Here is a 22433-nt window from a genome sequence, read left to right as displayed (position 1 = left end):
TCCTCAGTCGAGCAGTTCGACGGCCATGGCGGTCGCCTCGCCACCGCCGATGCAGATCGCCGCGATGCCTTTGCGCAAGCCGCGATCACGCAGTGCGGCGATCAAGGTGACCAGGATCCGCGCTCCGGACGCACCGATCGGATGGCCCAATGCGCAGGCGCCACCGTTGACGTTGACCTTGGCGTGATCGAGCCCAAGCTCGCGCATGGTGACCATGCTGACCACCGCAAAGGCCTCGTTGATCTCGAACAGATCCACCTCGTCGAGGCGCCAGCCAGTGCGCTCCAGCAGCTTGTGAATGGCGCCGATGGGCGCGGTCGGGAACAGGTTAGGCGCATCGGCGAACACCGCGTGACCATGGATCACCGCCTGAGGCTTCAAGCCCCGGCGCTCGGCTTCGGAGCGACGGGTCAGTACCAATGCGGCGGCGCCGTCGGAAATCGAACTGGAATTGGCCGCGGTCACGGTGCCGCCTTCACGGAACGCTGGCTTGAGCGACGGGATCTTCTCCGGCATCGCCTTGGGTGGCTGTTCGTCGTCGCGGATGGTGCGCTGTTCGCGCCCCTGAGTGACTTCAAGCGGGACGATCTCGCTGGCGAAGCGGCCGCTGGTAATGGCATCACGAGCACGTTGCAAAGACGTCAGCGCGAAGGCGTCCTGTTCCTCGCGGCTGAATCCATGATTTTGTGCGCAGTCTTCGGCGAATGTGCCCATCAGCCGACCCTTGTCGTACGCGTCCTCAAGGCCATCGAGAAACATGTGGTCGAGCACCTTGCCGTGGCCCATGCGATAGCCACCGCGCGCTTTTTCCAGCAGATAAGGCGCGTTGGACATGCTCTCCATGCCGCCCGCAACGACCAGATCGACACTGCCCGCGCGCAGCGCATCGTGCGCAAGGATGGCGGCCTGCATGCCCGAGCCGCACATCTTGTTCAGTGTGGTGGACGCGGTCGCCTTGCCCAACCCGGCGCCTAGCGCCGCCTGACGTGCCGGGGCCTGCCCAAGACCGGCCGGGAGCACGCAGCCCATCAGCACCTCCTGCACTTGTTCGGCGGCAATGCCGCTGCGTTCGACTGCCGCGCGAATCGCAGCCGCGCCAAGCTCCGGCGCGCTGACGCTTTTAAGATCGCCCTGAAAGCCGCCCATGGGTGTACGGGCACTGCCCAGGATCACGATTGGATCGTTGTTCATCATGTGTCTCCCGATTATTTCGCGGCCATGCGCAGCGCGCCGTCGAGGCGGATTACTTCGCCGTTGAGCATGTCGTTTTCGATAATGTGGCGCACCAACGCCGCGTACTCATTCGCTCGCCCCAGACGCGGCGGGAATGGCACGCCGGCGGCCAGCGAGTCGCGCACTTCTTGCGGCATACCGGCCATCATCGGCGTCTCGAACACGCCTGGGGCGATAGTCATCACGCGGATACCGTGACGCGCCAGTTCGCGCGCAACCGGCAATGTCATGGCGACCACGCCGCCCTTGGACGCCGCGTAAGCGGCCTGACCGATCTGCCCATCGTAAGCCGCGATGGATGCCGTATTGATGATGACGCCACGATTGCCATGCACATCCGGCTCCCCGCGCGACATCGCCTCGGCAGCCAGGCGCAACATGTTGAAGCTACCGATCAAGTTGAGGCCGATGACCCGGCTGAAACTGTCCAGCCCATGCGGCCCCTGACGGCCGAGAACCTTCTCGCCGCTGGCAACGCCGGCGCAATTGACCAGCCCGTGCAAGCCACCGAAACGCTCGACCGCCGCATTCACCGCCGCCTGCGCCGCGACCTCGTCACACACGTTGGTGACTACACCGTGGGCGCTCGCGCCCAACGCTTCGCTGCGATCGTTCAACAGCTCGGCATTGATGTCTGCCAATACCACTTTGGCGCCGGCTGCGACCAGCGTTTCGGCAGCCGCCGCACCCAGGCCGGAAGCGCCTCCAGTGATCAGGAAAACCTTGTCTTGAATATCCACAGCATGACCTCGCGAAGATTTTAGGGACACAGCAGGCACGCGCCGGCGGTTCCCGCTGGGCTCATCTTCATCAGACCGATCAGACTGAACAATGGTCGTTGCACGCAATCGGACTGACTGTTTTGGCCAATCTGTGGATCGTAAGAGCTTGCTCGCGAACCGTTCTCAAAAAGGCGTCGCCAGTAGATTGGCTGAGCATGTAGGAGCGAGCTGTAGGGTGGGCTTCAGCCCACCGCAATGGAGCGCCCCTAGTTTCCGCCGAGAATCAATCCGCGGTACTGACCCGGATTGGTCCCGGTCCACTTGCGGAACGCCTTGTAGAACGAGCTGACATCGGCAAAACCGAGACGCTCGGCGATTTCGGCGTAAGTGATCGCAGCGTCTGCGAGCCACAGCGTGGCCATCTCCTGGCGCACCTGATCCTTGATCGCCTGGTATGGCTGCCCGGCTTCGGCCAGGCGCCGACGCAGCGTCGAGGGCGAGACGCATAGTGTCTGCGCGAGCTGTTCGCTGGTCGGCCATTGTTCCGGTGGTAACTGGCGCAGCTGCGCCTTGATGCGGCTGGCAAGGCTGGTGGTGTCGCGATATCTGACCAGGATGTTGGCTGGCGCATGAGCCAGAAAGTCGTGTAGCTCCTGCTCGCTACGCCGTACCGGCAGGTCGAGCACCTCGGCAGCGAAGATAATCCGCGTGCTGGGCCGGGCGAAGCGCAGGTTATCGGAGAACATTACCCGGTAGTCATAGGTATAGGCTGGTTCGTCGCAGCGCAGCTCCATAGCCATTAGAGGGATGCGCCGGCCGATCAACCAGCACGCCAGGCCATGCACCAACATCCAGAACGTGAAATAAGTGAAAGCCCGAAGCGGCCGTGCATCCGTGCGTTCCAGCAAAACGACCTCGGCCAGGCTCTCGCTACGGTGCAGCTCGCCGCGGAAATGCTCAAAAGTCAGCCCGAAGAAATCCAGTGCCAGCCGCATCGCGCTGTCCAGCGTCGGCTGTGCCAGGGCCGCTCGAGAGACGAAGGCGAAGCTGCCCGCGCGCATCCGCCGTGCATCCATACCGAAGAATTCGTCATCGAAGCGCCGAGCCAGTCGACGCCAGAGCTTGCTGTATTCGGCCACATCGATACGCGCCTCGGTCTCGGCGAGATCGAGAGCGGTCAGCCCAAGCTGGCGCAGCAGTTGCTCGGGTGGCAGCGAGGGCGAGGTCATGGCCAGCAATGCCTCCTCCACCAATCGCACGGAAATGGTGCCCTTGCCCTCGCGAGTCATACGCGCCCCATCATCACGTCGTGGCTGGTGGCAGCCACATCACGCAGAAAATCCCAGCACACGCGCATGCGCGCCAAATCCTTGTTTTCCACCGGCATCAGCATCCAGAAGGTGCGGGTGAATTCGATTTCGTCTACCAGCACTTCTCTGAGCAAGGGCTCCTTGCGCGCCGCGAACGCCGGTAATATCGCCAGCCCGGCGCCCGCCGCGACGGCTTCCTGTTGCGCAAGAATGCTTGTGCTGCGTAGCGAGTGCTGGCGCGGCCGCATGATTTCATCGAGAAAGTTCAGCTCCTTGCTATAGAGCAGGTCCTCGATATAGCTGACAAATACATGGCCGCTCAGATCTTCGCGGCTGCGAATCGGTGAATGCGCCGCCAAGTAGGCTTCCGAAGCATAGAGCCGCAGTACGTAGTCGGTCAGCTTGGTGATCACATAGGGACCGCGCTCGGGGCGCTCCAGGGTGACGACGATATCCGCTTCGTGACGCGCCAGCCGCACCGAACGCGGCACCGCGAGCAAGTCCACACCCAAATGCGGATAGTCTCGCGTCAGGCTGGCCAACTGACCGGCCAGCATTACCGTGCCGTAGCCTTCGGTGGCGCCGATACGCACCTGGCCTGAAAGTTTGTCAGCGGTGAGGCTCGGCTGCTCGATGGAGGTAATCGCGCTTTCCATGGCCTCGGCCTGGGCGAGCAGTTCACGCCCCGCCTCGGACAGGCGATAGCCCGCTTTGGCGCGGATGAACAACTGGCGATCCAGCGTCTTTTCCAACGCCTGGACGCGTCGTGCAACAGTCGTGTGATCGACGCCCAGACGCCGCGCCGCAACGGTCAGCTTGCCCGCACGGGACAGTTCGAGAAAAAAACGCAGGTTATCCCAATCCACTGCAAACTCCAGATCCGTTGAGCTTCAGTACGCCCGCCCGCGGATCGCTGTGCAAAAACACAGAATACCTCTGCATTTCGCACCATGGGTTTACTATTTTTACGCTGCTAGGCTCGTTCATCGAGCCCTGTTTCGCCTCACTACATTCGCAATCAGTTCAACAAGAAGAAGGAATCGACATGAGCCAGAAGATCCAGCTCGAAATGCGTGGCCATACCGCTCTGCTGACCATCGCCAATCCGCCGGCCAATACCTGGGACCGCGAATCCCTGGGAGCACTGGAACAGATGATCGACCAGCTCAACGACAATCCGGACGTTTACGCGCTGGTCATTACCGGTCAGGGCGAGAAGTTTTTCTCAGCTGGCGCCGATCTCAAGCAGTTCGCCGATGGCGACAAGGTTGCGGCCCGCGAAGTTGCTGAGTTTTTCGGCCGCGCCTTTGATGCGCTGAGCCATTTCCGCGGTGTGTCCATTGCTGCTATTAACGGCTACGCCATGGGTGGCGGCCTGGAATGTGCGCTGGCGTGTGATATCCGTATCGCCGAAGAGCAGGCGCAAATGGCGCTGCCGGAAGCCAGCGTCGGCCTGCTGCCCTGTGCAGGCGGCACCCAGAACCTGCCATGGCTGGTGGGCGAAGGCTGGGCCAAGCGGATGATCCTCTGCGGCGAGCGCGTCAATGCACAGCGCGCCGAGAAGATCGGCCTTGTCGAGGAAGTGGTGCCGCGCGGCCAATCTCTGGAAGCTGCGCTTAAGCTAGCCGAAGGCGTCAATGCACAAAGCCCCTCTTCCGTCAGCCGTTGCAAGCGCTTGGTGATGAATGCCCGCAGCGGTAGCCATGCAGAAGGCTGGGCTGGCGAGCGCGACCTGTTCGTCGAGCTGTTCGATACCCTGGACCAGAAGGAAGGCGTTAATGCCTTTCTGGAGAAACGCAACGCTAAATGGCAGAACGCCTGAGGATGTTCCGGCGAGGCGGTCGGACATAGCTCATCGCATTCATCGTCTCTACCTTGGAATACCGTAGTCGCAGAGTCGTAGTCATAACGAACCTGCCAGTACGCTCATCTTGATTATTGGTCTACAACGCATTGCCACCCACCAGAATGCAGGTAAAGCCAGGTGTCGCCATGCGCTCAAGCTGCCGAGGTGGCGCGTGAGCACATTGGCTTCCTTGGTGTGCGACTTCCTTGCTTTTGCAGCCAGGCGGCACGCTAGGCCTTGGGCAGGCGGCCCAGCAAATAGAACTCGTCGTTCGGCGGCGTCCGCGCCATCGACACCAGACGATTGGAAAGACCGAACAGCGCGGCAATCGCGCCGATGTCCCAGATGTCGCCAAGCGAGAAGCCGACTGCCTCCAGCCGCGCCTGCCCTGCGTCATCCAGCACGCCGCGCTGGGCAGACAAATGCAAGGCGAAATCAAGCATGACCCGCTGACGTTCGCTGATCGGCGCAGTGCGATAGTTGACCGCGATCTGATCGGCGATCAGCGGGTCCTTTGCGAGGATTCGCAGAATCGCACCATGGGCGACGACGCAGTACAAACAACCGTGATCGGCGCTGACCGCCACGACGATCATCTCCTTCTCGGCCTTGGTCAGGCTGTCGGACTCTCGTTCCATGAGCGCATCGTGGTAGCTGAAAAACGCCCGAAACTCATCGGGCCGATGAGCCAACATCAGGAACACGTTGGGCACGAAACCTGCTTTTTCCTGTACCGCCAGAATGCGTTCGCGTATGTCATCAGGCAGCGAAGCGAGATCGTCTATCAAGGGGAAACGACTGATGGGCTGTGTCATTGCGGACTCCGTATCGCTCAAAAGTGCGGTACCGGTTCGAACCGGCCCGATGCCGTTCTTCATTCACCGAGGCCGAGGTCAGCGATGCTCACTTCCCGCATACGGAATTTCTGCACCTTGCCGCTGATGGTCATGGGGAAGTCATCGACGAACTTGATATGCCGCGGTGCCTTGAAGTGCGCGATCCGCCCCTTGCAGAAGTCACACAGGTCATCGGCGCTGACCTCATGCCCCGGATGCAGCTTGACCCAGGCGACGATTTCCTCGCCGTAAGTCTTGTCCGGCACCCCAATCACCTGCACATCTGCCACCCCGGGATGGGTGAACAGAAACTCCTCGACCTCGCGCGGATACACGTTTTCGCCGCCACGAATGATCATGTCCTTGTTGCGTCCGACGATCTTGAGATAGCCCTCGTCGTCCATGATCGCCAGGTCGCCGGTGTGCATCCAGCGCGCGCCATCAATGGCGCCAGCCGTCGCTTCGGGGTTGTTCCAGTAGCCCAGCATCACGCTGTAGCCACGGGTACAGAGTTCACCAATCTGCCCGCGCGGGACGATGCGGTTGTGCTCGTCGACCACCTTGCTCTCCAGGTGCGGCTGGGTGCGGCCGACGCTGGTTACGCGACGATCCAGATCATCATCCGGGCCGGTCTGGGTGGAGACCGGGCTTGTTTCGGTCATGCCGTAGGCGATCTGCATCTCGGCCAGGTGCATGTCGTCGATCACCCGCTTCATCACTTCAATCGGGCAAGTGGAACCAGCCATGATGCCCGTGCGCAGGTTGCTCAGATCCAGCGATTGGCGCTCCGGATGGTCGAGCATGGCGATGAACATCGTCGGCACGCCGTACATGCCCGTGGCTTTTTCTTCGGCGGCGGCCTGCAGCGCGGCGAGTGGTTCGAAGGCGGCGCTCGGGTAAATCATCGTGGTGCCGTGGGTCACGCAGCCGAGGTTGCCCATGACCATGCCGAAGCAGTGATACAGCGGCACCGGGATCACCAGCCGGTCGTGCTCGGTGAGCTTCAGGCTTTCGCCGACCATGTAGCCGTTGTTGAGGATGTTGTAGTGACTGAGGGTGGCGCCCTTGGGGAAGCCCGTGGTGCCCGAGGTGTACTGAATGTTGATGGGGTCATCGAACTGCAGTTGCTCGCCGCACTGGCGAAGCTGTTCGGGGCCGACTCGCTCGGCTATGTCCATCAGGCCTTTCCACAGCAGCATGCCATCCACCGGTTTGTCGCACAGGCTGATCACGCCGCGAAGCTCCGGCAGCAAGTGGCTTTGCAGGGTTCCCACGGCCGAGCGTTCCAGCTCCGGCAGCAACTCATGAAGCATCGCGTGATAGTCGGAAGTCTTGAAGGCATCGGCGCAGATCAGCCAGCGGCAGCCAGACTGCTTGAGCGCGTATTCGAGTTCGTTCAGGCGATAGGCAGGGTTGATGTTCACCAGCACCACGCCAGCCTTGGCGGTCGCGAACTGCGCGATACACCATTGCGCATTGTTCGGCGACCAGATGCCCACCCGCTCGCCAGGTTTGAGGCCGAGCGCCAACAAGCCCCGTGCGCAGCGGTCCACTTCCTCGGCCAGCTGCGCCCAGGTGTAGCGCAGATTCTGATGGCGCACGACCAGGGCCTCACGGTCGGGGAAACGCTCGACTGCCCGGTCGAACGCTGCGCCGATGGTCATGGCCAACAAGGGTTTAGTCTGCGGTCCGCAGGTGTAGCTCGGAAGACTCATGTCGAATTCCTCAGTCTTATGTTTTTTATGAGGCTTTGGCGCCCGTCGTGCTGGAGTTGACAGCCATTCCGGGCATGATTACGTTAACGTAAAGGTAACAACGCAACAACCCATCGCGCCCCGACGCCTAAAGCCGGTGCTGGAACGCGACAAACAACAGGCTGGACCGCAATTGGAATCAACGTTTTCCGGCGTCCAGTAGTCGAATCAGAACAATTACAAGACAGGTGGCACATGAACTACTCCGGCCTCAACTTTGCTCTCGGCGAAACCGTCGACATGCTGCGCGATCAGGTACGCAGCTTCGTTGCCGGTGAACTGGCGCCCCGCGCCGAGTCCATCGACCGCGACAACCTGTTCCCCAGCGACATGTGGCGCAAGTTCGGCGACTTGGGCCTGCTCGGTATCACCATAGACGAGGAATATGGCGGCGCCGGCATGGGCTACCTGGCACACGTCATCGCGCTCGAGGAAATCAGCCGTGGTTCGGCCTCGGTGGGGCTGTCCTATGGCGCGCACTCCAACCTCTGCGTCAACCAGATCAACCGCAACGGCACGCCGGAGCAGAAGGCGAAATACCTGCCCAAGTTGGTTTCCGGCGAACACATCGGCGCGCTGGCGATGAGCGAGCCGAACGCCGGCTCCGATGTGGTTTCGATGAAGCTGCGCGCCGATCGCAAGGGCGACCACTTCGTGCTGAACGGCAGCAAGACCTGGATTACCAACGGCCCGGACGCCAACACCTACGTGATCTACGCCAAGACCGATCTGGACAAAGGCGCGCACGGCATCACCGCCTTCATCGTCGAGCGCGACTGGAAAGGTTTCTCGCGCGGCAACAAGTTCGACAAGCTCGGCATGCGCGGCTCCAACACCTGCGAGCTGTTCTTCGATGACGTCGAGGTGCCGGAAGAGAACGTGCTGGGTGTCGAGAACGGCGGCGTCAAGGTGCTGATGAGCGGCCTGGACTATGAGCGCGTGGTGCTCGCCGGCGGCCCGGTCGGGATCATGCAGGCCTGCCTCGACGTGGTGGTGCCCTACATCCACGACCGCAAGCAGTTCGGCCAGAGCATCGGCGAGTTCCAGTTCATCCAGGGCAAGGTCGCCGACATGTACACCCAGCTCAACGCCAGCCGTGCCTATCTTTACACCGTGGCGCAGGCGTGCGACCGCGGCGAAACCACCCGCAAGGACGCCGCCGGCGTCATCCTCTACACCGCCGAAGCGGCCACGCAGATGGCACTCCAGGCGATCCAAATTCTCGGCGGCAACGGCTACATCAATGAATTCCCGACCGGCCGGTTGCTGCGCGACGCCAAGCTCTACGAGATCGGCGCCGGCACCAGCGAGATCCGCCGCATGCTGATTGGCCGCGAGTTGTTTAACGAAAGTAAATAAGGCGAAGCAGGCGTTGAGATGAGGCGCGGTAGGGTGGGCTTCAGCCCACCTCCGTCCGAAAACGGTGGGCTAAAGCCCACCCTACGGGACCGAGCGCATCCCCCCACGGATTGAACCGGAGCCGAACATGGCCATCCTGAACACCCAAATCAACCCCCGCTCGCCGGAATTCGCGACCAACCGCGGCGCGATGCAGGAACAGGTCGAAAACCTGCGCGCCTTGCTCGGCAAGGTCAGCGAAGGCGGCGGCGAAAAGGCCCAGCAACGCCATGTTGCACGCGGCAAACTACTGGTGCGTGACCGCATCAACGCTCTCCTCGACTCCGGTTCGGCCTTTCTCGAAGTTGCGCCGCTGGCCGCTTACGAGGTCTACGGTGAAGACGTCGCCGCCGCTGGCGTGGTCGCCGGTATTGGTCGGGTCGAAGGCGTCGAATGCATGATCATCGCCAACGATGCGACGGTAAAAGGCGGCAGCTACTACCCGCTCAGCGTGAAAAAGCACCTGCGCGCCCAGGCCATCGCCCAGCAGAATCGTCTGCCATGCATTTATCTGGTGGATTCCGGCGGCGCCAACCTGCCGCGTCAGGACGAGGTATTCCCCGACCGCGAGCACTTTGGCCGCATCTTCTTCAACCAGGCCAACATGAGCGCCATGGGCATCCCGCAGCTGGCCGTGGTGATGGGCTCCTGCACTGCCGGCGGGGCCTATGTGCCGGCGATGGCGGATGAAACCATCATGGTGCGCAACCAGGCGACCATCTTTCTCGCCGGCCCGCCGCTGGTCAAAGCCGCCACCGGTGAAGTGGTGACCGCCGAGGACCTGGGCGGCGCCGACGTGCACTGCAAGACCTCCGGCGTTGCCGACCATTACGCCGAAAACGACGAACACGCGCTGGCCATCGCCCGCCGCTGCGTGGCTAACCTCAATTGGCAGAAACTCGGCCAATTGCAGGCTCGTCAGCCGCGGGCACCGCTATATGCCGCGGACGAGCTCTACGGCGTGATCCCTGTGCAATCCAAGCAGCCCTATGACGTACGCGAAGTGATCGCGCGACTGGTGGATGGCAGCGAATTCGATGAATTCAAGGCCCTGTTCGGCACCACGCTGGTTTGCGGCTTCGCCACATTGCATGGCTACCCGATCGCGATCCTGGCGAACAACGGCATCCTCTTCGCCGAGGCTGCACAAAAAGGCGCGCACTTTATCGAACTGGCCTGCCAGCGCGGCATTCCGTTGTTGTTCCTGCAAAACATCACCGGTTTCATGGTCGGGCAGAAGTACGAGACCGGTGGCATCGCCAAACACGGCGCCAAGCTGGTCACTGCCGTGGCCTGCGCTCAGGTGCCGAAGTTCACGGTGGTCATTGGCGGCAGTTTCGGTGCGGGCAACTACGGCATGTGCGGTCGCGCCTACGACCCGCGTTTTCTGTGGATGTGGCCCAACGCGCGCATCGGCGTGATGGGCGGCGAGCAGGCCGCTGGCGTGCTGGTGCAGGTCAAGCGCGAACAGGCCGAGCGCAGCGGGCAGTCTTTTTCCGATGAAGCGGAAGCAGAGCTTAAGCAGCCGATTCTCGAACAGTACGAGCGCCAGGGGCATCCCTACTATTCCAGTGCACGGCTGTGGGACGACGGCGTGATTGATCCGGCACAGACGCGTGACGTGCTGGGCCTGGCGATCTCGGCCAGCCTCAACGCGCCGATCGAGCCGACCCGATTTGGCGTATTCCGGATGTGAAGCCAGCCAGCGATTGGCTTCTACAGGAGAAGCAGATGACCGATTTTCAGACCATCGAACTGAGCAAAAACCCGCGCGGCTTCGCCACGCTCTGGCTCAACCGCCCGGAAAAGAACAATGCCTTTAACGCCGAGATGATTCGCGAGCTGGTGCTCGCCATAGATCAGATACAGGCGGACAAAAGCCTGCGCTTCCTGTTATTGCGCGGTCGCGGCCAGCATTTCTCGGCGGGCGCCGACCTCGCCTGGATGCAGCAGTCGGCCAAGCTGGATTTCGATGCCAACCTCGGCGACGCCCGTGAGCTGGCCGAACTGATGTACAGCCTCTACCACCTCAAATTACCGACGCTGGCGGTGGTGCAAGGCGCAGCCTTCGGCGGTGCCGTCGGTTTGATCGCCTGTTGCGACATGGCCATCGGCGCTCACGACGCGCAGCTGTCGCTCTCGGAAGTGCGCATCGGCCTGGCGCCGGCGGTGATCAGCCCCTTCGTAGTCAAGGCCATCGGCGAACGCGCCACGCGCCGTTATGCCATGACGGGTGAGCGTTTCAGCGGCGAGCGGGCGCGTGAGCTTGGCCTGCTGTCCGAAACTTATGCCGCGGCCGAGCTGGACGACAGCCTCAACAGCTGGATCGGCAACCTTCTGCTCAACAGCCCACAGGCCATGCGTGCCAGCAAGGATCTGCTGCGTGAAGCCAGCAGCGGCTCGCTCAGCCCTGCCCTGCGCCGCTACACCGAAAACACCATTGCGCGTATCCGCGTCAGCCCAGAGGGCCAGGAAGGGTTGAACGCCTTTCTGGAAAAGCGCAAACCGGCTTGGTTGGGGGACGCTTGATGTCCGGGTTCGTCTGGAATTCCGCCCCCTCTCCCCAGCCCTCTTCCCAAAGGGGCGAGGGGGTTGGTTCGTGCAGCGTCTGGACCACGAGGCCAGCCCGCGGCGAAGGCCGCGACATCCGCCTTGCCACATCATCCAGGCGAGCCAGCAATCGCCAAACCACACCATTACCCCGCCTCACTCCGTCATCCCCTCGCCCCTCTGGGGAGAGGGCCAGGGTGAGGGGAAACATACTCAAGGCTACGCAGGAGCCACAACAATGATAACCACCCTCCTGGTCGCCAACCGCGGCGAGATCGCCTGTCGCGTGATGCGCACCGCCAGGGCCATGGGCCTGACCACCGTCGCCGTGCACAGCGCCATCGACCGCGACGCACGGCATTCCCGCGAAGCCGACATCCGCATCGATCTCGGCGGCGCCAAGCCGGCTGAAAGCTACCTGCGAATCGACAAACTGATCGCCGCCGCCAAGGCAAGCGGTGCTCAGGCAATCCACCCCGGCTATGGCTTCCTTTCCGAGAACGCTGAGTTCGCCCGAGCCATTGAAGACGCCGGACTGATCTTCCTCGGCCCACCCGCCTCGGCCATCGACGCCATGGGCAGCAAATCCGCCGCCAAGGCGCTGATGGAAACGGCCGGCGTGCCATTGGTGCCCGGCTATCACGGCGAAGCCCAGGACGTGGAAACTTTTCGCGCTGCTGCGCAGCGGATCGGCTACCCGGTACTGCTCAAGGCCACCGCAGGCGGCGGCGGTAAGGGCATGAAGGTCGTCGAGCGCGAAGCCGATCTGGCCGAAGCGCTGCAATCGGCCCAACGTGAAGCGCAGTCCTCGTTCGGCGACTCACGGATGCTGGTCGAGAAGTACGTGCTCAAGCCTCGCCACGTGGAGATTCAGGTATTCGCTGACCAGCACGGCAACTGTCTCTATCTCAACGAACGCGACTGCTCGATCCAGCGGCGTCATCAGAAAGTCGTCGAAGAAGCTCCGGCACCGGGCCTCTCGCCGGAGCTGCGCCGCGCCATGGGCGAAGCGGCGGTCAAGGCCGCGCAGGCCATCGGTTATGTCGGCGCAGGCACCGTGGAATTTCTGCTCGACGCCCGCGGCGAATTCTTCTTCATGGAGATGAACACGCGCCTGCAGGTCGAGCATCCGGTCACCGAATCCATCACCGGCCTCGATCTGGTCGCCTGGCAGATCCGCGTCGCCCGTGGCGAACCGCTGCCGATCACCCAACAGCAGGTGCCGCTGAACGGCCACGCCATCGAGGTGCGGCTGTATGCGGAAGACCCGGATAACGACTTCCTGCCCGCTACCGGCACCCTCGATTTGTACCGTGAGGCGGCCGCTGGCGCCGGCCGTCGCGTCGATAGCGGCGTGGCCGAAGGCGACACGGTCTCGCCCTTCTACGACCCCATGCTCGGCAAGCTGATCGCCTGGGGCGAGAACCGCGAGGAAGCGCGGCTGCGCCTGTTAGCCATGCTCGATGAAACCTACATTGGCGGCGTGCGCACCAACCTCGCCTTCCTGCGTCGCGTGGTCGGCCACCCTGCCTTCGCGGCGGCGGAGCTGGACACCGGTTTCATTCCCCGTCACGAAGCCGAGCTGATGCGCAAACCTGGCGAACTGGCCAATGAATTCTGGCAGCTGGCTGGCGAACGCTTCGTGCAGTCCGAGCCGGCCCGGGTCCGAGACGATGACGCCTATTCGCCCTGGGCCAGTCGCGCCGGTCTGCGCTTCGGCATGCCGGCGCAAATCGGCTTGCATCTGAAGTGCAACGGCGAAAGCCGGACTGTGCGCGTCGAAAACAACACAGAAGCCGCTTTACGTAGGAGCGAGCTTGCTCGCGAAGCCGACACTGCGAGGTCCGCCGAATCTACTTTCGCGAGCAAGCTCGCTCCTACACAAGCCCTGCGCAGGCCGAAGGCGATTCGCCAGGGCCGAACTCTTTATCTGGAATGGAACGGCGAGCTGCAAGCCGTGACGGCGTTCGACCCCATCGCCGAAGCCGAGGCCAACCACCAGCATCATGGCGGCCTGACCGCACCCATGAACGGCAGCATCGTTCGGGTACTGGTCGAGCCCGGGCAGAGCGTCGAGGCTGGTGCCACACTGGTCGTGCTGGAAGCGATGAAGATGGAGCACAGCATCCGTGCGCAGCAGGCCGGCGCGGTCAAGAGCCTGTTCTGCGCCGAAGGCGATATGGTCAACGAAGGCTCGGTATTGCTGGAGATGGAAGAAGCTTGAAGCCGAACGAACCGTAGGGTGAAGCAGAGCGTTGCCCACCCTACGCCAGACAGCTTTTGTAGGGTGGGCTTCAGCCCACCAGAAAACTAACAAAACAGGTGAAGACGCTACGACGCCCGCCCCATGGAGCATTTATGACCCTGCCCAAACACGTCCGCTTGGTAGAAGTCGGCCCCCGCGACGGCCTGCAGAACGAAAAGCAGCCCATCAGCATCGCCGACAAGGTGCGGCTGGTGGACGATCTCAGCGCTGCCGGCTTGCAATACATCGAGGTCGGCAGCTTCGTGTCGCCCAAATGGGTGCCGCAGATGGCCGGCTCGGCCGAAGTCTTCGGGCAGATCAGGCAGAAGCCCGGCGTGACCTATGCGGCGCTGACGCCGAATCTGAAAGGCCTCGAAGCGGCCATTGCAGCAGGGGTCAGCGAAGTCGCGGTGTTCGGCGCCGCCTCCGAAGCCTTTTCGCAGAAGAACATCAATTGTTCCATCGATGAGAGCCTGGCGCGCTTCGCTCCGCTGATGGCGGCGGCGCGCGAGAACGGCATTCAGGTGCGCGGTTACGTGTCCTGCGTGCTCGGCTGCCCCTATGAAGGTGAAATCGATCCGCGGCGCGTCGCCCACGTCGCGCGCGAATTATTCGCCATGGGCTGCTACGAGGTTTCCCTGGGTGACACCATCGGAACCGGCACGCCTGGCAAGACCCGCCAGTTGTTCGAGATCGTCAGCCGTGAAGTCCCGCGCGACAAGCTCGCCGGACACTTTCACGATACCTACGGCCAGGCATTGGCGAATATCTATGCCAGCCTGCTCGAAGGCATCTGCACGTTCGACAGCTCAGTCGCCGGGCTCGGTGGCTGCCCGTACGCCAAAGGCGCCAGCGGCAACGTTGCCAGCGAAGACGTGCTTTACATGCTCAATGGGCTGGGCATCGAGACGGGTATCGATCTGGACGCGCTGGTTGCCGCGGGGCAACGCATCAGTGACGTACTGGGTCGACGCAACGGCTCGCGGGTTGCAGGGGCGCGTTTGAGTGCAGAATGATGGCAAACCTGATCGAACAAGTAGCCATATGAAAAACAAGAGGCCTACATGAACAAGATCTATCCCAACGCCCAGCAGGCGCTCGACGGTTTGGTCGAGGACGGCATGACCCTTGCCGTCGGCGGCTTCGGTCTGTGTGGCATTCCCGAGGCGCTGATCGCGGCGCTGCGTGACACCGGCACGAAAGACCTAACGGTGATCAGCAACAACGCGGGCGTGGACGGTTTCGGCCTCGGCCTACTGCTGGAGTCGCGGCAGGTGCGCAAGATGATTTCTTCCTACGTGGGCGAAAACAAGGAGTTCGAGCGCCAGTATCTCGCCGGAGAGCTGGAGCTCGAATTTACCCCGCAAGGCACCCTCGCCGAAAAGCTGCGCGCTGCCGGCTCCGGCATTCCCGCGTTCTATACCCGCACCGGCTACGGCACGTTGATCGCCGAAGGCAAAGAAACCCGCCAGTTCAATGGTGACTGGTACGTGATGGAAGAGTCGCTCCCCGCCGACATCGCCCTGGTCAAGGCCTACAAAGCCGACAAGGCCGGCAATCTGGTATTCAACAAGACCGCGCGCAACTTCAATCCGCTCGCGGCAATGGCTGGAAAGGTCTGCGTGGTGGAGGTCGACGAACTGGTCGAAACCGGCGAGCTGGACCCTGACCAGATCCATCTGCCGGGCATCTACGTGCAGCGCATTATCCACAACCCGAACGCCGAGAAGCGCATCGAAAAGCGTACGGTGAGGAGCTGATCATGGCCTGGACACGCGAACAGATGGCGCAACGCGCCGCGCAGGAATTGCAGGACGGCTTCTACGTCAACCTCGGCATCGGCCTGCCGACTCTTGTTGCCAACTACATCCCGGACGGCATGGACGTATGGCTGCAGAGCGAGAACGGTCTGCTCGGTATTGGCCCGTTTCCGACCGAAGACGAGATCGACCCGGACCTGATCAATGCCGGCAAGCAGACCGTCACCGCCCTGCCCGGCAGCGCCTTTTTCGATAACGCGATGAGTTTCGGCATGATTCGCGGCGGTCACATCAACCTCGCGATTCTTGGCGCCATGCAGGTGTCCGAGGCGGGCGATCTGGCTAATTGGATGATCCCCGGCAAGATGGTCAAGGGCATGGGCGGCGCGATGGATCTGGTGGCCGGGGTCAAGCGCGTCGTCGTGCTGATGGAGCACACCGCAAAGGGCGCTCATAAGATCATCAAACAGTGCGACCTGCCGCTGACCGGCGTCGGCGTGGTCGACCGGATCATCACCGACCTGGGCGTGCTGGACGTGACCGAACAGGGCTTGAAACTTGTGGAGCTCGCCGATGGGGTGAGTTTCGAGGCGCTTCAGGAAGCCACCGGTTGCCCGATTCGCCGCTGAGCCGGCTAGACGCTGGCCCGACGCCACTGTGCATAGCGTCCGGCCGCATGTAGCCTTGCTCGACAACTACAGAACGACAAACCCCGGCTCGCCACGAGCCGCGATGAACACGCAAGACTGGATACTTAATGGCAAAGCAGACCTTCAGCATTTCCGATCTGGCCAACGAGCTCGATATCACCACCCGAGCCATTCGCTTTTATGAAGAACAGGGCATGCTCTCGCCGACGCGACGCGGCCAAGAGCGCGTCTATACCCCCAAGGATCGCGTCGCCCTCAAGCTCATCCTGCGTGGCAAGCGTCTGGGTTTTTCGCTCGCCGAATGCAAAACCCTGATCGAACTCTACGATCCCAAGGCCGGCAACCAGAAGCAGCTGAATATCATGCTCGGCATGATCACCGAGCGACGCCAGCAGCTCGAGCAGCAGCAGTTGGATATCCAGCAAATGCAGCTGGAGCTGGATACTGCCGAAGAGCGCTGCCTCACCGCTCTGAAGGCGACCATGGGCAAAGAAGCAAGCTGACCCCGACCATGCCGACAGCCCCGCACGCACTTTCGTAGGCTCTTACACGCCGCCGGTTCGCGAGCAAGCTCGCTCCTACAATCCTGTGCGGCATGGTTACTGGATGCATACAAACACAGCCAACAAACGCGAACGTCGCTTGGCCTTTCGCAGGAGCGAGGTTGCTTGCAATTCGGGCCGTTCGCAGCCACCTCGCCGACACCAGCACGCCGGCTTCTGACCAACCTCCGCGCCTATCCCACCTTAATCGTCCAAAAAGCCAGACAGGTTTCCAGCGTTCTGGACATTGCTAAAGACAACCCATACGAGTGTCCATCGAGCTGGACACCGGCGTCTCGGCCAATTAGCCGAAACGCCTCTAAAACGCGGGTTGCAGCATTTTTTTAGAGTCAGGCACAGAACCTGCTAAGCGATAAGGGCTAGAGGCCAGAAACACCTGGCGGATACGACCGGATGTCGTTCTTCCGCCTTCCGGCTGCGTCACCGCACCGGGCCGCAACTCTTCTGGTTACTAAAACAACAAAAACAAGGAAACCTGCAATGTCTGTAAAGAAAAAGCTGTCCCGTCTCGCTTGCGCCATCGGCGCAACCACCCTCCTCAGCGCCACGCTGGTTAGCGGTAACGCGATGGCGACCGAGAAGATCCGCTGGCAGGTGCCGCTGGCGTTCCCCTCGCACCTCGTTGGCCTGACCACGCCGGTCAAGCATCTATCCGAATCGCTAAAAGCCATTTCCGGCGGCGATATCCAGCTGCGCTACTACGAGCCCGGCGAGTTGGTACCGCCGTTCGAAATCATGGATGCGGTGAGCAATGGCAAGTATCCGGCAGGCTACACCTGGATCGGTTATGACCAAGGCACCATCGCGTCGCTTCCGCTGTATTCCGGGGCTCCGTTCAACATGGAACCGCCGGCCTACCTGGCCTGGTATTACGAAGGCGACGGCAAGAAGCTGCTCGAAGAAATCTACGCCGAACGCAACATTCATCCGATGCTGTGCAGCATCATCGGCCCAGAGGGCGCCGGTTGGTTCGCCAAGCCGATCGAGAAGCTGGAGGACATCGACGGCCTGCGCATCCGCTTTGCCGGCATCGGCGGCAAGGTACTCGAGAAGCTTGGCGCCTCGGTCACGATGATCCCCGGTGGCGAGATCTATCAGGCGCTGGAACGCAAAATCATCGACGCCACCGAGTTCTCGCAACCCGCGATCGACAAGATGCTGGGCCTCGACCAGATCATCAAGAACTACATCATGCCCGGCTGGCACCAGACCCTGACGACCTCGCATTTGCTGGTTAACAAAGGCGTGTGGGACAAGCTGGAGCCGCAAAGTCGCGCGCTGATCGAGATGGGTTGCGAATCCGCCACGCTCAAAGGCTTCGCCGAAAGCGAATGGGCCCAGCCAACAGCTCTGCGCGAGTACGAAAAGCAAGGCGTAAAAGCCCAGGTACTGCCGGAAGAAGTGCTGCGTGAGCTGGAGCGCGTGACCAATGAAGTGCTCGACGAAATCGCCGCCGGGGACGAAATGTTCAACCGCGTCCTGACCAGCCAGCGCGCCTTCATGAAGCACCACTCCATTTGGCACGGCAAGGGTTACCTGCCGCGCGACTACTACCAGTACGACTGATAGCTCCGCTGAGCCTAGTGGCCTGTGTGGCTAGTTCAGTTAGTCAAATTCGGATGCCTACGTTTGAACGTAAACGCAGCAGGCAAAGCCATATCAGCCTGCAGGCGCGAACTTGAAAAGCAGCTAACCACACAGGCCATCAGGGGCACGGCGACGGCCGTGCCCCTCTTTTCCCTAGTACCGGTTTGCCGAGGTGGCCGTGTCCGTTCATTCCGTTTCCCCCAACGACGCAGTGCCCGCCGCTAACGCGGATGGGCTGCCGCACAACAAACTTTCCTGGTGGCTGGACAAGACCATGATCACCATCGGCGAACTCAGCGCCTGGCTCTGGGTGCTGTGCCTGCTGGTGGTGCTGACCAATGTGTTCAGCCGCTTCGTGCTGACGCGCGGCTCCATTGCGCTAGAAGAGCTGTCCTGGCACCTGTTTGGCGCCGCGGTGTTGCTCGCCCTGGCATACGCCGTGGTGCGCGACGATCACGTGCGGGTCGATGTGCTGAGCGAGAAATTCACCCTGCGCAGCCGGACCATCATCGAGTTGCTGGGCATCGTGTTCCTTGCCTTGCCAATCGTTGTGCTGATGGTCGACGCGCTGATTCCCTTCGCTTATCACGCGTTCGTCTATAGCGAGCGCTCGCAAGCGCCGAGCGGTCTGCCGCATCGCTTCATCTTCAAGAGCGTATTGCCGCTGGGCTTGATGCTGCTGGCTCTGGCTCTGTTCTCCAAGGCCACGCGCTGCAGCACGCTGCTGTTCAATTTCCCACGGGCCATTACGGCCCCCACGAATAACCGCGGTCGCGGTCATTCGCAGCCCTGATGGAGAAGCCGTAATCATGGGTCTGGAACAAATCCTCGTCATCAGCATGTTCGCTACGTTCATGGTGCTTCTGCTGCTTGGCTTTCCGGTGGCCTGGTCGTTGGCCGGCATCGGGTTGCTGTTTGCCGTGCTCGGCCATGTGATGGTCGAACACTTCGATGCCGATCTCTGGTTTACCTGGGATGGCACTATCGGCGTGCTGGATGCACGCATCTACGGCATTGTCGCCAACGAGTTGATGGTGGCGCTGCCGCTGTTCATCTTCATGGGCATCATGCTCGACCGGTCCGGCATCGCTGAGCGCTTGATGCACAGTCTGGTGCGGGTCCTCGGGCCATTGCGCGGCGGATACGCAATCACCGTGGTGCTGGTGGGCATTCTGCTTGCCGCCTCCACCGGTATCGTCGGCGCCTCGGTAGCGCTGCTGGGCATGCTTTCGATCGGACCGATGCTGCAAGCCAAGTACAACAAGAGCCTCGCGGTCGGCACCGCCTGCTCGGTCGGCACGCTGGGCATCATCATTCCGCCGAGCATCATGCTGGTACTGATGGCCGATCGTCTCGGTACTTCCGAGGCTTCGGTGGGCAAGCTGTTCATGGGCGCGCTGATTCCAGGCCTCATGCTGGCGCTGATGTACATTCTCTATATCGTCGTCATAGCCTGGGTGAAGAAAGACTTCGCACCCGCGCCGGCCAACCGTCAAAAGCTCGATGCACGTGCGCTGCTCGACGTATTCTGGGCCGTGGTTCCGCCGTTCGCGCTGATCCTTGCGGTACTCGGCTCGATTTTCTTCGGCATCGCCACCACCACCGAAGCGTCCGCCGTCGGCGCGTTCGGCGCGATATTGATGGCTGCCTGCAGTCGCAAGCTGAACATGAGCGTTTTCAAGGATGCGCTCTACCAGACCAGCCGCACCTCGGCCTTCATCTTCGGCATCTTCATAGGCGCCACGGTGTTCGCCGCCGTGCTGCGCGGTCTGGGTGGAGACGATGTGATCCGCGATGCGCTCACCGGATTACCGTTCGGCCAGACCGGCGTATTGCTCACGGTGCTGTTCATCACCTTCCTGCTGGGATTCTTCCTGGACTGGGTGGAAATCACTCTGATCGTCCTGCCGCTGGTAGCGCCGGTACTGTTCTCCATGGGCGTCGATCCGCTGTGGTTCGCGATTCTCTTCGCAATGTGCCTGCAGACCTCCTTCCTGACGCCTCCGGTAGGCTTCTCGCTGTTCTACATCAAAGGTGTCTGCCCACCGGGTGTGACCACTTCGGATATCTACCTTGGCGTGCTGCCGTACATCCTGATCCAGCTGCTCGCCCTGGCTCTGGTGTTTTTCTTCGCGCCGCTGGCGACGTGGTTGCCCAATGAAATCTACGCGCGCTAAAACCAGCTGATCGCGTCTCCGTCCGGCTGCCTTGCCCGAGGCAGCCGGCGCCTTCCATAATCGGCCGAACCCAATCGGATTGCTCTGCCCATGGCGATAGCACGCAACGACCTCGACCACAACGGCCTGACCATCGGCGTTTCTCCGGAGCGCTTTCGCGCCGTGGCGATGCCGCTGTTGTTCGATCACCTCAACGCTCAATGCGAAGGGACCATCGCCGTCAACCGCCAGGCACGTATCGTCTGGATCAACGACAAGTACGCCGAAAAGATAGGCATCAGCGATCCACGCAGCGTGCTCGGCAAGGAAGTCGAAGAAGTCCTCCCAGCCAGCCGCCTTCGCGAGGTGATGGAAAACGGCCAGCCGAGCATGCTCGACCTCATGGCTTTTGGTGACGAGCATTTCGTCGTCACTCGCATTCCGCTGCGCGACGAGGACGGCACGCTGGTCGGCGCATTGGGTTTCGTTCTGTTCGATCGCGCACGGCATCTCAAGCCGTTGATGAGCAAATTCACAACGCTGCAAAACCAGTTGCTCGCCACTCAGAATGAATTGGCCAAGGCTCGCCGTGCTCGCTACACCATTGCCGGCTTCATCGGCACCAGTCCAGCCGCCAGCGAGGTCAAGCGCCAGGCGCGTCGTGCCGCCCAGCTCGACGCCACGGTATTGATTCGCGGCGAAACCGGCACCGGCAAGGAACTGTTGGCCCAAGGCATCCACAACCTGTCGCCACGCGCCAATGGTCCCTTCGTTGCGGTGAACGTCGCAGCGATTCCGGAAACACTGGTCGAAGCCGAACTGTTCGGCACCGCACCAGGCGCCTTCACTGGCGCGGATCGCAAGGCACGCATCGGCAAGTTCGAAGTCGCCAATGGCGGCACCCTGTTCCTCGATGAGATCGGCGATCTGCCATTGCCTCTGCAGGCCAAGCTTCTGCGTGTGCTGCAGGAGCAGGAGATCGAGCCGCTGGGTTCCAACCAGGTCAAGCCGCTCAATGTGCGGGTCATCGCCGCCACGCATATAGATCTGGAAGCCAAAGTCGCCGCCGGACAGTTTCGCGACGACCTCTACTACCGCCTCAACGTGCTCGCGCTCAAGGTGCCGCCATTGCGCGAGCGCGCGAGCGATATTCCCGCCGTGCTTGAGCACCTGCTCGACGACATCGCCAATCGCTCCGGCCAAGCACCGATGGAGCTCGCCCCCGCCGCCGTGGCGCTGCTTTGCAGCCAACCCTGGCGCGGCAACGTTCGTGAGCTGAGCAATCTGCTCGAACGCGCCCAGTTGAACGCCGACGGCCCGGCGCTCGATGCACAGCACCTGTTGCCATTACTCGGCGAACAGAACGCCAGCGCCACGCCGTCCACACCGGCAGCCATGCCCATCACCATCGAACCGCTACCCGCCCAGGAAGCGACGCCATTGCAGCGGCTTGCCGAAAGCGTTGCCCAGGCCGAACGCCGTGCGCTGCAACACGCCCTGCTCGCCTGCAAAGGCAACCGCCGTCGCGCCGCGACAGAACTCGGCATTTCCCGCGCAAGCCTGTATTCGAAGCTGCAGTTGCATGGGTTGAGCGAGCGGTAATCGAGGCAAAGCGCCTCCAATGACACCACCACAACCGGAGGCTTCCGCGGCCGAGCGTCGGCCGCAGCCCATTCTCCGTCAGGCCTTCAGGCGCTCCATGTGGCCAAGCGCCTGTGCCAATTGGCGCAGTTCAGCGCTGGCGCCACGGTCGTGAAAGCGGCATCTATTGCTGCCAATTTCTCCTCGGTAAGACCTCGCTGCAGGCTCGTCACCATCCACAA

At 61.9% G+C, this 22433-nt stretch carries 19 protein-coding genes; 13 read left to right on the top strand and 6 right to left on the bottom strand.

The genetic code is table 11. The annotated features are described in order from the left end of the window. Nucleotides 1-3 precede the first annotated feature (3 nt). From NAV33_RS00335 to NAV33_RS00320, 4 genes are all read right to left on the bottom strand, one after another. Nucleotides 4-1191, bottom strand: coding sequence for an acetyl-CoA C-acyltransferase (locus NAV33_RS00335; protein ID WP_255975742.1), 1188 nt, complete (start codon nucleotides 1189-1191; stop codon nucleotides 4-6). A gap of 14 nt (nucleotides 1192-1205) precedes the next feature. Next, nucleotides 1206-1973: an SDR family NAD(P)-dependent oxidoreductase gene (locus NAV33_RS00330; RefSeq protein ID WP_255975740.1), complete on the bottom strand. Its 768-nt coding sequence runs from the start codon at nucleotides 1971-1973 to the stop codon at nucleotides 1206-1208. 248 nt (nucleotides 1974-2221) lie between these two features. Continuing rightward, complete coding sequence (locus tag NAV33_RS00325; protein ID WP_255975739.1) at nucleotides 2222-3244, bottom strand: AraC family transcriptional regulator; 1023 nt, start codon at nucleotides 3242-3244, stop codon at nucleotides 2222-2224. After that, the gene (locus NAV33_RS00320; RefSeq protein WP_255975737.1) at nucleotides 3241-4131 is read right to left on the bottom strand and encodes a LysR family transcriptional regulator; all 891 of its coding nucleotides are present in this window, start codon (nucleotides 4129-4131) and stop codon (nucleotides 3241-3243) included. The genes NAV33_RS00325 and NAV33_RS00320 overlap by 4 nt, the downstream gene beginning before the upstream one ends. Nucleotides 4132-4310: 179 nt before the next feature. On the opposite strand from NAV33_RS00320, the gene NAV33_RS00315 reads away from it, so the two are divergent. Further along, nucleotides 4311-5087 carry an enoyl-CoA hydratase gene (locus NAV33_RS00315; protein WP_255975735.1) on the top strand — a complete coding sequence of 259 codons (777 nt, stop codon included), beginning with the start codon at nucleotides 4311-4313 and terminating at the stop codon, nucleotides 5085-5087. A gap of 254 nt (nucleotides 5088-5341) precedes the next feature. Here NAV33_RS00315 and NAV33_RS00310 read toward each other — a convergent pair whose 3' ends face one another. Together NAV33_RS00310 and NAV33_RS00305 are read right to left on the bottom strand one after the other, a co-directional pair. After that, a complete protein-coding gene (locus NAV33_RS00310; RefSeq protein WP_255975733.1) occupies nucleotides 5342-5926 on the bottom strand; it encodes a peroxidase-related enzyme in 585 nt (194 codons plus the stop codon). 59 nt (nucleotides 5927-5985) lie between these two features. Further along, nucleotides 5986-7662: an AMP-binding protein gene (locus NAV33_RS00305; RefSeq protein ID WP_255975731.1), complete on the bottom strand. Its 1677-nt coding sequence runs from the start codon at nucleotides 7660-7662 to the stop codon at nucleotides 5986-5988. Between the two features lie 234 nt (nucleotides 7663-7896). Between NAV33_RS00305 and NAV33_RS00300 the strand changes: the two genes are divergently transcribed. The 12 genes from NAV33_RS00300 (at nucleotide 7897) to NAV33_RS00245 (ending at nucleotide 22212) form a co-directional block, all read left to right on the top strand. Continuing rightward, entirely contained in the window at nucleotides 7897-9060 is a 1164-nt protein-coding gene (locus NAV33_RS00300) for an isovaleryl-CoA dehydrogenase (protein ID WP_255975729.1), read from the top strand. Between the two features lie 127 nt (nucleotides 9061-9187). Further along, the gene (locus NAV33_RS00295) at nucleotides 9188-10795 is read left to right on the top strand and encodes a carboxyl transferase domain-containing protein (RefSeq protein ID WP_255975727.1); all 1608 of its coding nucleotides are present in this window, start codon (nucleotides 9188-9190) and stop codon (nucleotides 10793-10795) included. 35 nt (nucleotides 10796-10830) lie between these two features. After that, nucleotides 10831-11628 carry a gamma-carboxygeranoyl-CoA hydratase gene (locus NAV33_RS00290; protein WP_255975725.1) on the top strand — a complete coding sequence of 266 codons (798 nt, stop codon included), beginning with the start codon at nucleotides 10831-10833 and terminating at the stop codon, nucleotides 11626-11628. Between the two features lie 259 nt (nucleotides 11629-11887). Next, nucleotides 11888-13873 carry an acetyl/propionyl/methylcrotonyl-CoA carboxylase subunit alpha gene (locus NAV33_RS00285; RefSeq protein ID WP_255975723.1) on the top strand — a complete coding sequence of 662 codons (1986 nt, stop codon included), beginning with the start codon at nucleotides 11888-11890 and terminating at the stop codon, nucleotides 13871-13873. A 134-nt stretch (nucleotides 13874-14007) separates the two neighbouring features. Continuing rightward, the gene (locus NAV33_RS00280) at nucleotides 14008-14910 is read left to right on the top strand and encodes a hydroxymethylglutaryl-CoA lyase (RefSeq protein ID WP_255975721.1); all 903 of its coding nucleotides are present in this window, start codon (nucleotides 14008-14010) and stop codon (nucleotides 14908-14910) included. A gap of 48 nt (nucleotides 14911-14958) precedes the next feature. Continuing rightward, nucleotides 14959-15654 carry a CoA transferase subunit A gene (locus tag NAV33_RS00275; RefSeq protein ID WP_255975719.1) on the top strand — a complete coding sequence of 232 codons (696 nt, stop codon included), beginning with the start codon at nucleotides 14959-14961 and terminating at the stop codon, nucleotides 15652-15654. Between the two features lie 2 nt (nucleotides 15655-15656). Further along, entirely contained in the window at nucleotides 15657-16283 is a 627-nt protein-coding gene (locus NAV33_RS00270) for a CoA transferase subunit B (protein ID WP_255975717.1), read from the top strand. A gap of 128 nt (nucleotides 16284-16411) precedes the next feature. Beyond that, nucleotides 16412-16807 (top strand): MerR family transcriptional regulator, encoded by a 396-nt coding sequence (locus NAV33_RS00265; protein ID WP_255975715.1) that lies wholly within the window; start codon nucleotides 16412-16414, stop codon nucleotides 16805-16807. A gap of 540 nt (nucleotides 16808-17347) precedes the next feature. Then, nucleotides 17348-18433 carry a TRAP transporter substrate-binding protein gene (locus NAV33_RS00260; protein WP_255975713.1) on the top strand — a complete coding sequence of 362 codons (1086 nt, stop codon included), beginning with the start codon at nucleotides 17348-17350 and terminating at the stop codon, nucleotides 18431-18433. Between the two features lie 199 nt (nucleotides 18434-18632). After that, nucleotides 18633-19247, top strand: coding sequence for a TRAP transporter small permease subunit (locus NAV33_RS00255; protein ID WP_255975711.1), 615 nt, complete (start codon nucleotides 18633-18635; stop codon nucleotides 19245-19247). Nucleotides 19248-19263: 16 nt separating this feature from the next. Then, nucleotides 19264-20631, top strand: coding sequence for a TRAP transporter large permease (locus NAV33_RS00250; RefSeq protein WP_255975709.1), 1368 nt, complete (start codon nucleotides 19264-19266; stop codon nucleotides 20629-20631). A gap of 90 nt (nucleotides 20632-20721) precedes the next feature. Further along, nucleotides 20722-22212, top strand: coding sequence for a sigma-54 interaction domain-containing protein (locus tag NAV33_RS00245; protein WP_255975707.1), 1491 nt, complete (start codon nucleotides 20722-20724; stop codon nucleotides 22210-22212). The last annotated feature ends 221 nt before the right edge of the window (nucleotides 22213-22433 follow it).

This window comes from Stutzerimonas stutzeri (assembly GCF_024448715.1).
GTDB classification, from domain to species: Bacteria; Pseudomonadota; Gammaproteobacteria; order Pseudomonadales; family Pseudomonadaceae; genus Stutzerimonas; species Stutzerimonas stutzeri_AR.
This window is presented reverse-complemented; position numbering and strand designations above follow the sequence as displayed.